Source organism: Chryseobacterium sp. VD8, assembly GCF_037149975.1.
GTDB lineage: Bacteria > Bacteroidota > Bacteroidia > Flavobacteriales > Weeksellaceae > Chryseobacterium > Chryseobacterium indicum.
Genome location: NZ_JBBCQL010000130.1, coordinates 1 through 12,613, shown reverse-complemented (window position 1 = coordinate 12,613; position 12,613 = coordinate 1). Strand labels below are relative to the sequence as shown.

The 12,613-nt window shown below is 34.2% G+C and carries 14 protein-coding genes; 13 read left to right on the top strand and 1 reads right to left on the bottom strand.

The annotated features are described in order from the left end of the window. The 6 genes from WFK35_RS14230 to WFK35_RS14205 all read left to right on the top strand — a co-directional run. A partial coding sequence (locus WFK35_RS14230; RefSeq protein WP_336733106.1) for a hypothetical protein occupies positions 1 to 2,099 on the top strand: 2,099 nt, incomplete at its 5' end. A 233-nt stretch (positions 2,100 to 2,332) separates the two neighbouring features. Next, positions 2,333 to 2,737, top strand: coding sequence for a hypothetical protein (locus WFK35_RS14225; protein ID WP_336733105.1), 405 nt, complete (start codon positions 2,333 to 2,335; stop codon positions 2,735 to 2,737). Positions 2,738 to 2,881: 144 nt separating this feature from the next. Continuing rightward, complete coding sequence (locus tag WFK35_RS14220) at positions 2,882 to 3,016, top strand: bacteriocin-like protein (protein WP_214589847.1); 135 nt, start codon at positions 2,882 to 2,884, stop codon at positions 3,014 to 3,016. 238 nt (positions 3,017 to 3,254) lie between these two features. Beyond that, the gene (locus WFK35_RS14215; RefSeq protein WP_336688885.1) at positions 3,255 to 3,767 is read left to right on the top strand and encodes a DUF421 domain-containing protein; all 513 of its coding nucleotides are present in this window, start codon (positions 3,255 to 3,257) and stop codon (positions 3,765 to 3,767) included. Between the two features lie 2 nt (positions 3,768 to 3,769). Beyond that, positions 3,770 to 4,264 (top strand): GNAT family N-acetyltransferase, encoded by a 495-nt coding sequence (locus WFK35_RS14210; RefSeq protein ID WP_336733104.1) that lies wholly within the window; start codon positions 3,770 to 3,772, stop codon positions 4,262 to 4,264. A 107-nt stretch (positions 4,265 to 4,371) separates the two neighbouring features. Further along, complete coding sequence (locus tag WFK35_RS14205) at positions 4,372 to 4,668, top strand: hypothetical protein (protein WP_336733103.1); 297 nt, start codon at positions 4,372 to 4,374, stop codon at positions 4,666 to 4,668. Positions 4,669 to 4,862: 194 nt separating this feature from the next. On the opposite strand, the gene WFK35_RS14200 is transcribed toward WFK35_RS14205, so the two are convergent. After that, positions 4,863 to 5,177, bottom strand: a complete 315-nt coding sequence (locus tag WFK35_RS14200; protein ID WP_087710294.1) for a DUF4286 family protein — start codon at positions 5,175 to 5,177, stop codon at positions 4,863 to 4,865. A gap of 147 nt (positions 5,178 to 5,324) precedes the next feature. Here WFK35_RS14200 and gyrA point away from each other — a divergent pair, with 147 nt between their 5' ends. The 7 genes from gyrA to WFK35_RS14165 form a co-directional block, all read left to right on the top strand. Next, positions 5,325 to 7,916 carry a DNA gyrase subunit A gene (gene gyrA / locus WFK35_RS14195; protein WP_336733102.1) on the top strand — a complete coding sequence of 864 codons (2,592 nt, stop codon included), beginning with the start codon at positions 5,325 to 5,327 and terminating at the stop codon, positions 7,914 to 7,916. Positions 7,917 to 7,944: 28 nt separating this feature from the next. Then, complete coding sequence (locus tag WFK35_RS14190; protein WP_336733101.1) at positions 7,945 to 8,982, top strand: tetratricopeptide repeat protein; 1,038 nt, start codon at positions 7,945 to 7,947, stop codon at positions 8,980 to 8,982. A 586-nt stretch (positions 8,983 to 9,568) separates the two neighbouring features. Continuing rightward, positions 9,569 to 10,405 carry a 1,4-dihydroxy-2-naphthoyl-CoA synthase gene (locus WFK35_RS14185; RefSeq protein ID WP_076390536.1) on the top strand — a complete coding sequence of 279 codons (837 nt, stop codon included), beginning with the start codon at positions 9,569 to 9,571 and terminating at the stop codon, positions 10,403 to 10,405. Positions 10,406 to 10,477: 72 nt separating this feature from the next. Next, the gene (gene menA, locus WFK35_RS14180) at positions 10,478 to 11,407 is read left to right on the top strand and encodes a 1,4-dihydroxy-2-naphthoate octaprenyltransferase (RefSeq protein ID WP_336733100.1); all 930 of its coding nucleotides are present in this window, start codon (positions 10,478 to 10,480) and stop codon (positions 11,405 to 11,407) included. 9 nt (positions 11,408 to 11,416) lie between these two features. Continuing rightward, positions 11,417 to 11,698 carry a hypothetical protein gene (locus tag WFK35_RS14175; RefSeq protein WP_336733099.1) on the top strand — a complete coding sequence of 94 codons (282 nt, stop codon included), beginning with the start codon at positions 11,417 to 11,419 and terminating at the stop codon, positions 11,696 to 11,698. Positions 11,699 to 11,727: 29 nt separating this feature from the next. Then, a complete protein-coding gene (locus WFK35_RS14170) occupies positions 11,728 to 12,414 on the top strand; it encodes a metal-dependent hydrolase (RefSeq protein ID WP_271161360.1) in 687 nt (228 codons plus the stop codon). A 19-nt stretch (positions 12,415 to 12,433) separates the two neighbouring features. Then, a partial coding sequence (locus WFK35_RS14165) for a hypothetical protein (protein ID WP_336733098.1) occupies positions 12,434 to 12,613 on the top strand: 180 nt, incomplete at its 3' end.

The following is a 12,613-nucleotide window of genomic DNA, read 5'->3' as shown; positions in this document are numbered from 1 at the left end:
GTAAATACCCTTTGTTTAATCACTTACTTGATAAGTTTGGTATTTCATCTTCAACCAATCATATTTTATCATTGTGCATTACTGAAATGGGTGTTGAGTATTTTGTTGAACAATATGTACAAAATAAAGTAAAAATAAATGAAAATACGAAAATTGAAAACTTCCGAAACTATGTCTCTCACTACAATTTTGAAATAGCTAGACTTTTAGAATTTGAAATAGCAAAAACAGGTTATACATTTGATGATTTTCTTCCAACTCCTGAAGAGTTTCATTCTAATGGACAGAAATTGAAAAACTTCGCTCAAGAAAACTTTGAGATTCTGTTTGATAAAGAAAAATTATCAAGTGAGATTTTAAAAGTTTTTGACGATAATGAAGTTATTGAAATGACTTGGGATAAAATTCACGAAATCAGTTGGAAATGGTATGAAGAAACTGGTTTTCACGGCTTACAAAATTCAGTTTTTGGATTTATACAAAATCGATTAAAAAATCGAACAGGAATAACAAAGCAAAAAGTTTTAAATTATCTTGAGCGCGAAATTAATTTGCTGTATGAGATTAAAAATAAAATTAAAAATAGAAAAAGTGAAGGTTTTGAAATTAAACCAGAGCATATAGAATATATCAAAAATGAAAGTTTAAAAGTTGAGCGAGATTTTGATTTCAAAAATGTATTAACGATAAAAAATGATGATTATTTTACATTTAAAACTCATTATTACATTTTAAAAATGCTTTACTTTTTTGATAAAGAATTTAATGTTGGTTACTCGAAAGAGTTTTATCTTAAAACTCTAAAATATTGTAATATTCATGGAAAGGGTGAGGAGAATTTAGAATACATATTTAATAAAATCAACGATAAGGAAGTTTTTGATAAAGAAATTGCTCAAAATATTAATTTTGAACAAATGGATTATAGTACATTAACTGACCATATTAATTATGCTATAAAAAATAAATTACAAGATACTTATGAAAAAATAGGAAAATTTATAATTTGTAATAAGAATATTCTGGGTAACAAAGATTTTTTAAAAAGCTATACAGATTTATTATCTACACATAATCAATTAGAATTTCTAAAAAAATGTTGTGAGAATCCAAATAAGTATTTATGTTGGGAAGCAGTAAAATTAATGCAAGAGAAGAATATAGGGAATCATTTTATACATCAATTGGCTAAAGACTATATTTCTAGTGAGGATGAATTGTATTTTTCAAAAGCTTTAGATTTATTATTCTATTTTAATGATTTGGATTCATTAGAAATTTATCTTGTTTTCCTTAAGAAATTCGGAACGGTAGCTTCAGATTTAAGGGATGATTTTTACATCAATAGTATTGCAAAATTTGAAAATCTTGAAAAATTAAATCTGTTAAAAGAAATTTTTGATATTATTTATGATGAAAAAAATAAGGGATCTTTTGACTATCATCATAGTAAAGCAAATCTCGAAAATTTAATTGCAAACTTATCCACATCAGAGGAAGGTTATACCGCAATACAAATAGTATTACATGAAATAAAACAAGGAATTAAAGATAAAGAAGTGAAATTTTTTTATGTAAATCATCTTATTGATTTATCAGAACAGGCTTATTATAATTCACTTTCAAGACCTTTAAATTTCGAAGAGGTTAAAATTTTTATAGAGAATACAAAAAGACCATTACAAACTAATATAATTATGGAACAGTTTAATTTTGGAGAAGGTTCAACATTTAGTGGAAATCAGTTTGGAGGAAATAACAATACTCTAACAAACAATTTTAACTCATATTCAACAAATCCTGACGTTTTAAAAGCAGAAGAAATACTAAAAGAGTTTCAACAATTAAAAATAGAGAATGAAGAATGGAAAAACATTTTTATTGAAGGAATGAAAGATTTGATCGAATTAAAAGAAGCTGAAACAGAGGTTACAATACAGGAATCTAAAACGACATTAAGAAAATGGCATGATACAGTATTTGATTTAGGTAAAAGACTTAATGACTGGAAAAATATTACTTTTTTAGGTGTAGACTTTGTAGAAAAAACACCAAAATTATTAAATCTTTTACACCATGTAAGTCAAATTCTAAATTAATTTGTGTTAAGATATAGGCTAAGTTGATGAAATTTAGCCTTTTTTATTTATAGATATTACTCCCAATATTAAATTTTCAAAAATTTTAAAATTTTATTTATCTGAAAATCAATTATTTAAATCCCAATGTTAACTCAATGTTAACTCAATGTGAAATTATTGTAAATTATTTTATATATCTTTGGTAAAGAAACAGTAGATAAGTTTAATATAATATTTAAAACCAAAGAGTTATGAAAAATAAAATACAAATATTGATCGCTTCATTTTTTGTTTGTGGATTCATTGGACTAATCAATACAGCAAAAGCACAAACATCTGCCAATAATACAATTGAAGAAATTCAGTTAAACAGAAGTGAAACTTTTAACGATATAAGAACCCGTTTAATGGAAAATTTTGATCTTTCGAATACGGATTACAAGCAGGGAACTGTAAACTCTGTTGTAAAATTCGATATTTCCAAGAACGGTAAAATCGTTAATGTTCATTCGAATGGTGACTGTAAAAGTGTAAGCAAAGAAATTGAAACAGTTTTAAGCGAACTGGATTATAAAGTTGACCGTAAAAAGTTAAATGAAAGCATGGTTGCCTACACTTATGTAATGCCTGTAACGGTAGAAATCAACAACAGATAATATTCATAAAATCTTTTATACCAAGCCATGCAAATTCTGTATGGCTTTTTTATTTTAAGTGTAAATAATGAAAATTTTAAACATAAAATTGTAATAATAATTAAAAATATTCGTTTTATATTTGAATCACAAAATTAAAACAATATGAAAAATTTAAAGAAACTAAGCAAGACAGATCTGAAATCAGTATATGGCGGACAGCCGAAACAATACTGTGTATACTGTGAAAGACTCAACAAAGTTGTTTGCAGTGAAGTTCCGATTGCTCAATGTCCTTAACAAATTCAGACCGCTTTATTAAGGCGGTTTTTTTATGCTTCCAATATTTTTAATACAAAGTTTGCAACAGTTGTTTTGAAATTTTTGAAAATATTTTTTGTTCACAAAGGTACTTCGATAAATTCAACATAAACAATTCACCCAGCAAATGATAATTCAATCTATCTAAACTTTTTATTTCCAACTTCTCCAACAGACCGTAAAAATTTATACATTTGACAGTATAATAGAAACTGTTGTGAATCCCATTTTAGATGTCGTTCTGCGCTCTCTCTGTGTTTATCTTTTCATGGTGATCGGAATCCGTGTTTTCGGGAAAAATCAGCTTTCGCAGCTTAACGCGGGAGATGTTGTTCTGCTGCTCCTGATTTCAAATGCTGTTCAGAATGCCATGGTAGGACAGGACACCTCGCTTCAGGGAGGTTTAATTGCTGCTCTGGTTCTTTTTGCGGCTAATTTCACCTTAAAAAGATTCATGTTCAGAAGTCCTTCTTTTAAAAGTTTTATGGAAGAAGATCCCGTTATTCTTATCAAAGATGGCATTGTTGACGAAAAGGCTTTAAATAAAGTAAAAATAACTTCGGATGAGCTGGAAGAAGCAGTAAGAGAACATGGTGTCGGAGGTTTCGATGAGGTAAGACTTGCCGTACTGGAAGTGGATGGAAATATCAGTGTGGTTTCTGAGGATAACAAAAGCAAACAGACGCATTATTCAAGAATTAAAAGAAAAAACAAACGAAAATATCATTAACCATGAACTATGAACTTAGAGAAATGCTTCCTAAAGACGAGACCAGAGTGTTAGAAATTTTCAGACAGGGAATTGAAGGCGGAAAATCTACCTTCGAAACAACTGTTCCGACTGCCGAAGCATGGAATATGGATTATTATAATGACTGCCGCTGGGTTTTGGAAAATGAAAGAAATGAAGTGGTTGGCTGGTGTGCGCTGAAGCCTGTAAGCAAAAGAGAAAGTTATAGAGGAGTTGCAGAAGTAAGTGTTTATTTTGATAATGAGTATCAGGGAAAAGGTTTAGGATCTGTTTTGCTGAAAAAGATGATTCTGGACAGTGAAGATCATGGGTTCTGGACTCTGCAGGTGAATATATTTCCGGAAAATGAAGGTGCGCTGAAAGCACATCAGAAAAATGGTTTCAGAATCGTAGGAACAAGAAAGAAAATAGGAAAGCTGAATGGCGGGTGGAAAGATGTAATTATGCTTGAAAGAAGAAGCGAGGTGGTATTTTAACATAAAAAATAATAAACTTTCTTAAATGTTTACATAGAAATAAGAAAAACCGATTATTGGCATCCGGATTGCAATTTTTCATGATGTAATTTGAAAAATATATATTTATGAAGATGCTGACTAAAATTTTGGGAGTATTCCTGATCGTTTTTTCCTTTGCCTTATACAGCGCCGCGCCTTTGCAGAGAGGTCACGGTCACGGAAGAGGACATGGTTATGGACACGGTCCTAAAAAACATTATTATAAAGGTCCACACAGAACGTATTACAGAACCGTAGTGTACCAAAGACCTCCGAAACGTTATTATAAAAAGCATTATTACAGACCTGTAAGAAGGGTATATTATGCTCCAACACCGCAAAGAGTATATCCGGCAAGACCTGTAGTTATTGTTAATTTATAAATAGAATATAAGCATTGAAGAAATTCAGTGCTTTTTTTGTTAGTTACCATACAGATTTGGTTTCTGAATATCGATTTATAAATAATGAATTTTAATAATTTATTTACATACAAAAGGCTGTATAACTATCGGTACAGCCTTTTTATTTTATTAAATCTCAATGTCAACCTTAATCTTAATCTTAGCCTTAATATTTAAAGCCTCGATTTCTTAGGATTCAGAAAAGTATTGAAAATCATAACTTCCTGTCCGAATTTTGCCTCAATTCTTTCAGCAATATTTTCCATTTCGCTTTTGATGAAATCTTCTCTCAGCTCGTCATTATCAAAAATAAGCAGAAGATTATAGTTTTTGCCTTCTTCAATATAATCACTGTGTACTTCAGAAAGGATATATTGATTAACGTCCATCAGATTTTCTGTCATTAAAACCAAAGTTTCATCCATGTAATTTTCCCAGGCTTCAAGATTATTTTTTGTGCAGTGGAACGTTATGCTTAATATGCTCATATTTTATGAATTTTTAAGATTCTATAGATAAATTTTACCGCAAAAATCGGCAAATTTTTCGTAAATTAGCGCGTTAATAAAAATACAAAAAAAATAATTTTCAGTCGTATAGCTAAGGATCTGACTATCATTATAATAAAATTGTTTATGCAAAAAGAAGGAGAAAGACTGATTCCTATCAACATTGTTGATGAAATGAAGTCATCTTATATCGATTATTCGATGTCGGTTATCGTTTCCAGAGCGTTGCCGGATGTAAGAGATGGCTTGAAACCCGTTCATAGAAGAGTACTTTACGGTATGTATGGATTAGGGGTTTTTTCTAATCGAAAGTATTTAAAATCTGCGAGAATTGTTGGAGACGTTTTAGGTAAATATCACCCGCACGGAGACTCCTCTGTATACGATGCAATGGTAAGAATGGCTCAGGACTGGAGCTTGCGTTATCCGCAGGTAGACGGACAGGGGAACTTCGGTTCCATGGACGGAGATCCGCCTGCTGCAATGCGTTATACCGAGGCAAGACTGAAAAAAATCTCTGATGAGGTTCTTTCGGATCTGGATAAGGAAACCGTAGATTTTCAGAATAACTTCGACGACAGTTTACAGGAACCGACGGTTTTACCTTCAAAAATCCCGAATCTTTTAGTCAACGGAACTTCCGGTATCGCAGTAGGTATGGCGACAAATATGGCTCCGCACAATTTATCGGAAGCTGTAGACGCAATCTGCGCTTATATCGACAACAGAGAAATTACTATTGATGAACTCATGCAGCACATCATAGCGCCGGATTTTCCTACAGGGGGAATTATCTACGGATACGACGGCGTAAGAGATGCGTTCCATACAGGTCGTGGCAGAGTAGTTTTGAGAGCAAAAGTAGCTTTTGAAGAAATCGGAAACAGAAATGCGATCATCGTAAATGAAGTGCCTTATCAGGTAAACAAAGCGGAAATGATTGCAAGAACTGCGGAACTGGTAAAAGAAGAGAAAATTCCGGGAATTTACGAAATCAGAGACGAATCGGACAGAAGAGGTCTTCGTATCGTTTATGAACTTAAAAATGATGCGATCCCGAATGTTGTTCTGAACTTACTTTATAAATATACAGCACTTCAAACCTCTTTCAGTGTAAACAATATTGCATTGGTTCACGGAAGACCGGAGCAGCTTAACTTAAAAGACATTATTCATCATTTCGTAGAGCATAGACATGAAGTTATCGTAAGAAGAACTCAGTTTGAGCTTAGAAAAGCAAAAGAAAGAGCGCACATTCTTGAAGGTTTCATGAAAGTGATCGGTTCTCAGGATTCTTTGGATAAAGCGATTTCAATCATCCGTCATTCTGCCAATCCACAGGCTGCGAAAGAAGGATTGATCGAAGCTTTCGAACTTTCTGAAATTCAGGCTCAGGCAATTCTTGATTTACGTCTTGCACGTTTAACAGGAATGGAGCTTGACAAGATCCGTGATGAATATGATGCCATCATGAAAGAAATTGCAGACTTGGAAGATATTCTTGCAAACGAACCAAGAAGATTCCAGATCATCAAAGATGAATTAATTGAAGTTAAAGAAAAATACGGAGACGAAAGAAGAACCGAAATCGATTATTCAGGTGGTGAAATGTCTATCGAAGATATTATCCCGAATGAATCTGTGGTTCTTACCATTTCCCACGCAGGATACATTAAGAGAACTTCTCTTTCTGAATACAAAATCCAGAGCAGAGGCGGTGTAGGAAACAAAGCGGCAACCACAAGAGATGCAGATTTCCTTGAATATATTGTTTCGGCAACCAACCACCAATACATGCTCTTCTTTACCGAAAAAGGAAGATGTTACTGGTTAAGAGTATTTGAAATTCCGGAAGGCTCCAAAACAGCAAAAGGAAGAGCGGTACAAAACCTTATTAACATTGAGCCGGATGATAAGATCAAAGCTTACATCAGAACCAACAACTTAAAAGATTCTGAATATGTAAACCAGATGAGCGTTGTGATGGTAACGAAAAACGGAACCATTAAGAAAACTTCGTTGGAAGCGTATTCAAGGCCGAGAGTAAACGGGGTAAATGCTATTGAGATCAGAGATAATGACCAGTTGTTAGGTGCTTATTTAACGAATGGCACATCGCAGATCATGATTGCTACCAAAAACGGTAAATGTATCCGTTTCCCTGAAGAAAAGGTAAGAGAAGTAGGAAGAGGATCAATCGGTGTTCGTGGTATTGCCATGGATGAAGACGATGAAGCAATCGGTATGATTGTTGTGAATGACGTGGAAAAAGAAACCGTACTCGTAGTGTCTGAAAAAGGATACGGAAAAAGAACTGCGGTAGAAGATTACAGAATTACCAACAGAGGAGGAAAAGGAGTTATCACGCTGAATATTACTGAAAAAACAGGTAATCTTATTGCTATTCAGAACGTAACAGATGAAGACGGATTGATGATTATTAACAAATCCGGTGTTGCCATCAGAATGGGAATGGACGAAATGAGAGTGATGGGTAGAAATACACAGGGTGTAAGACTGATTAATCTTAAAAAGAATGACGAAATTGCTGCGATTGCAAAAGTAGAAATGGATAAAGATGTAGAAGACGATTCTGAAGAAAACGAAGAAGGAGCTGTAGGATCGCTATTTGATAACCAGGAAAACAATACAGAAACACCTCAGGCGGAAAACGAAAATCCGGCAGAAGGAAATGAGAATTCTGAATCTGAAGAATAATATTGTACAATTAATATAAATAGTGATTATGAGAAAACTAATTTTAGGTATAGCTATTGTTGCATCTGCTTTCGTTTTCGGACAAAAAGAAGATGTTAATGCAAAACTGCAGGAAGCCAATAAAGTTGCAATGGACGCTTACAATGCGAAAAATTATGCAGCAGCGGCTCCTAAATTCATGGAAGTTTATAACTTACTGAAAACAAACGGGCAGGACAATAAAGTATATATGTATTACTCAGGATTGAATTATGCTTTGGCAAACGATATCCCTCAGGCTACAAAAATATATACAGACCTTATCAATTCCGGTTATACAGGTGTTGAAACCACCTATACTGCAAAAGATAACAAAACAGGTCAGGTAGCGAGTTATGATAAAAATACCTGGGAATTACTGAAGAAAACATCTTCAAAAGATTATTCAGACTTCAAAACAGAACAGTCTCCAAGTGTTGAGCAGGATTTATATGAGACTTTAGCAACTTTATTAATCAATGCAAAGAAAAATGATGAAGCTTTAGCATTAATTGAAAAAGGACTGGCTAAATTTCCAAACAGTGCCAAATTGAAAGAATATCAGGGAAGCGCATTGTATGCATCAGGAAATACAGAAAAATTCATGACGAACCTGAAAGAACAGTTGGCTAAAAATCCTAACGATGCTACCAATTGGTATAATTTAGGGGTTCTTCAGGCAAAAAATCCTGCAACAACTGCAGAAGCAATTGCATCTTTCCAGAAGGCAATCGAATTGAAACCTGATTTTGCCAATGCATATCAGAACTTAGTGTACACAGTAATCGGAGATGATGAAAAAGCTGTATCTGAAATCAATGCATTAAGAAAAACAAAACCGGATGACGCTACAAAATTAATTGAAGCGAGAAAGGAAAGATTCAACAAAGCAATTCCTTACGGAGAAAAATGGCTTCAGGCAATGCCGACAGATCTTACTGCTGTTCAGATCATGAAAGATGTTTACAACACAGCTAAGAATACAGCAAAGTATAACGAAATGAAAGCTAAAGAAGCTGAATTGGCAGCAAAACAACCTGCTAAATAATTTCAGATACTTACAATTAAATATAAACCGGAACGTTTTTGTTTCGGTTTTTTTTATTCAATAGAAACAAATATTTAATTGCTTTAATAATGTAGTATTAGATATCTGTCATTCTGAAAGAAGCGAAGCGTATTGAAGAATCTGTTTCTATTACCCAAATTCATTCTTCAAAAAATCTTTTCGGGTTTTGTGTTGAAATAATATTAGTTTCCAAATATTCATCATTCAATTTGGCTTTAGCCAAAACAGTATATTTGGTATTAAATTTCTGTTATTCATAAAGAAGTATACTGTAGTGGAAAATCTATTTTTATTGTTGAGATTCTTCCTTCGTCAGAATGACAAACATAATGTATTTTCCTGTAAAAATATCCTCAGTCAATTTGCGCAAATCTCAAAAATCTGCGGGATGAAAAAGAACTCCATTATATATTGATTATCTGATTTGGTTTAAAAAACTTTGCGTTAAATAATTTCTAGCATCAAAAAACAGCTGATATTCGAACCAAAATTCCAACGATTATCATCAAAAATCAATGTTAAAATTCTCTGCAATTCCGTATCTTTGAGAAAAATTTTTACAAAAATGATTGAGTGGAAAACCGCCAAAGAATACGAAGATATTACGTACAAAAAATGTAATGGGGTAGCGAGAATTGCTTTCAACAGACCGGAAGTTCGTAACGCTTTCAGACCAAAAACAACCTCAGAATTATACGATGCTTTTTATGACGCTTATGAAGACCCGAAAATCGGTGTTGTCCTGCTTTCAGGAGAAGGACCAAGTCCGAAAGACGGAGGCTGGGCATTTTGCAGCGGTGGAGATCAGAAAGCAAGAGGACATCAGGGATATGTAGGAGAAGACGGAAGACACCGTTTGAATATTCTTGAAGTTCAGCGTCTCATCCGTTTTATGCCTAAAGTGGTGATCGCAGTGGTTCCGGGTTGGGCTGTTGGTGGAGGACACTCTCTTCATGTAGTGTGCGATTTAACTTTAGCGAGCGAAGAACACGCAATTTTCAAGCAAACCGATGCCGATGTTACCAGTTTCGACGGTGGTTACGGATCTGCTTATCTTGCAAAAATGGTAGGACAGAAAAAAGCCCGTGAAATTTTCTTTTTAGGCAGAAATTATTCAGCGCAGGAAGCTTTCGAAATGGGAATGGTAAATAAAGTGGTTCCTCATGCAGAACTGGAAGATACAGCTTATGAATGGGCACAGGAAATTCTTGCAAAATCTCCGACTTCCATCAGAATGCTGAAATTTGCCATGAACCTTACAGACGACGGAATGGTTGGGCAGCAGGTTTTCGCAGGTGAAGCAACACGTTTGGCGTACATGACCGAGGAAGCAAAAGAAGGAAGAAATGCATTCCTTGAAAAAAGAAAACCGAATTTCGGAGACGATCAGTGGATATCTTAATATAAGTAATTGGCAATGAGTAATGAGCAATAAGAACATTACTTATTACCAATTACTCATTACTTATACATTATGAAAGATTGGATAAAAGCCGCAAGGCTTAGAACGTTGCCGCTGTCGCTCAGTGGAATTATTATGGGAGCTTTCATTGCAAAATGGAGGCTTTATGGTGAAGGCGGAATCTGGGACTGGAGAATTTTTGCTTTGGCATTAGTCGTAACTTTATTATATCAGATCCTTTCAAACTACGCCAATGATTACGGAGACGGAATAAAAGGAACTGATGCCAAAAGAGCGACAGAAGCAGAAGCAAGAGCAGTAGCCTCAGGAAAAATTACGGCAAAACAGATGAGAAATGCAGTTATTCTTTTCTCCGTTTTATCTTTTGTAGCGACAGTAGCCCTTTTATATGTGGCGTTTATTCCCGATTATATGAATGAATTTTACATATTCATCGGTTTGGGAATCTTGAGCATTTTAGCGGCAATTGGTTACACGGTGGGTAAAAAACCTTACGGATACATGGGATTGGGAGATATTTTTGTATTTATCTTCTTCGGTCTTGTTTCTGTCTGCGGAAGTTATTTCCTGTTTACCAAATCGTTCAGTTGGGATATGTTATTGCCCGGAACCGCAATCGGAATGATGAGCATGGCTGTTCTGAACCTTAACAATATGAGAGATATTGAAAGCGATAAACAATCAGGGAAAAACAGTTTTGCACTGAGAATCGGCTTTAAAAATGCAATGATTTATGAAATGATTCTTTTGCAGCTTCCTCTGATTTTAATTTTGTTGTTCTTAGGAGTCAATGGTTTTTTTCAGACTCAGAATTACAAAGTGTTTATTGTGATGATCTTAATGATTCCTTTAATGAAAATCAGAAGAAAGATTATGACCGTAAAAAATCCGAGAGAACTGGATCCTTTCCTGAAACAGGTAGGAATCATGACGTTTATGATTGCGGCTCTTACCGCAGCAGGACTTAATCTGTTTGGTTAAAATAACAATATGACCGCTTTAAAAATTACATCCTGTTTATCCGTAGCAGCAGCATTCATTATAATTTACAGTTTAATTAATGAAATGCAGGATGGGGCGCCTTTCTCAGAGATTGCCTTTCTGCCATTTTTAATCCTGATTGCTGTTTTGGCAAACGCGGTTATGGCGGTGCTTTTTTTAGCAGGAAAAATAAAGCTGATAAAGGAATTCCTTATTATCCAGATTTTTATCTTGATGCTTACCGGCTTCATAATATTTCAGATTTTATTTAATTCAACAATTTCAGACTAAATCAAAATATAATTTTTAAATAAATTAAAATGAAAATACAATACTTAGGACAAAATTGCTTTTTGTTCACGTACAAAGACAAAACAATCTTATCAGATCCATTCTACAACTATAAAAAAGCAGAATCAGGATTCGATATTTCAGCACAGAAGATCGATTATATTTTATTGACTCACGCTCATGGAGATCACATTGCGGATGTAGAGGAAGTTTTACAGCATCATCCTGAAGCAACTGTCATTGCAGTTCCTGAAATCTGCGGATATTTTAAAAATGCAAAAAATACAGACGATGTCAACTTAGGAGGATCGGCAAAAATCGATGATCTTAAAATTTCTATGGTTCCGGCTCATCACACAAGCTCGTTTCCGGATGGAAGCTATGGCGGTGTTCCTGTAGGTTATATTTTCAGACTTCCTGAAGGTAAAAACCTATATATGGCAGGAGATACCGGAGTAATGGCGGATATGGAGCTGTTTCCAAGGTTATACGGTAATTTAGACCTTTCCATCCTTCCGATCGGAAGTCACTACACAATGTGCCCGAGAAAAGCAGCATTTGCAGCAGCAGAATTATTAAAAACTCCAAAAGTGATCGGATGTCATTTTGATACTTTCCCTGCTATTGAAATTAATCATGAAAGTGCATTAAAGCATTTTGAAGATAAAAATGTAGAACTTGTTTTACCAAAACTGGGGGAGACGTTCGAATTTTAAATAAATGTTGGGAGGTAATTTGAAAACAGAAATCAAAATGTTGAATTATATAAAAACAAAAAAAGATAATTATCCAATTACCTCTCTTCACCTTAAACCAATAAAAAATGGCAAGCTACCTAATTCACACCGCTACCACCGATTACCTTTGCTGCGTTCCCACCCTGGAGGATTCTCAGGAGCTGGTTGTTTAGGACTT

Excerpts from the sequence above, each read along its gene's own strand:
- gyrA (WP_336733102.1), top strand. The coding sequence starts at position 5,325 with ATGCAAAAAGAAGGAGAAAGACTGATTCCTATCAACATTGTTGATGAA.
- WFK35_RS14205 (WP_336733103.1), top strand. The coding sequence starts at position 4,372 with ATGAAGATGCTGACTAAAATTTTGGGAGTATTCCTGATCGTTTTTTCC.
- WFK35_RS14175 (WP_336733099.1), top strand. The coding sequence starts at position 11,417 with ATGACCGCTTTAAAAATTACATCCTGTTTATCCGTAGCAGCAGCATTC.
- WFK35_RS14185 (WP_076390536.1), top strand. The coding sequence starts at position 9,569 with ATGATTGAGTGGAAAACCGCCAAAGAATACGAAGATATTACGTACAAA.
- WFK35_RS14220 (WP_214589847.1), top strand. The coding sequence starts at position 2,882 with ATGAAAAATTTAAAGAAACTAAGCAAGACAGATCTGAAATCAGTATAT.
- menA (WP_336733100.1), top strand. The coding sequence starts at position 10,478 with ATGAAAGATTGGATAAAAGCCGCAAGGCTTAGAACGTTGCCGCTGTCG.
- WFK35_RS14200 (WP_087710294.1), bottom strand. The coding sequence starts at position 5,177 with ATGAGCATATTAAGCATAACGTTCCACTGCACAAAAAATAATCTTGAA.
- WFK35_RS14225 (WP_336733105.1), top strand. The coding sequence starts at position 2,333 with ATGAAAAATAAAATACAAATATTGATCGCTTCATTTTTTGTTTGTGGA.
- WFK35_RS14170 (WP_271161360.1), top strand. The coding sequence starts at position 11,728 with ATGAAAATACAATACTTAGGACAAAATTGCTTTTTGTTCACGTACAAA.
- WFK35_RS14190 (WP_336733101.1), top strand. The coding sequence starts at position 7,945 with ATGAGAAAACTAATTTTAGGTATAGCTATTGTTGCATCTGCTTTCGTT.
- WFK35_RS14210 (WP_336733104.1), top strand. The coding sequence starts at position 3,770 with ATGAACTATGAACTTAGAGAAATGCTTCCTAAAGACGAGACCAGAGTG.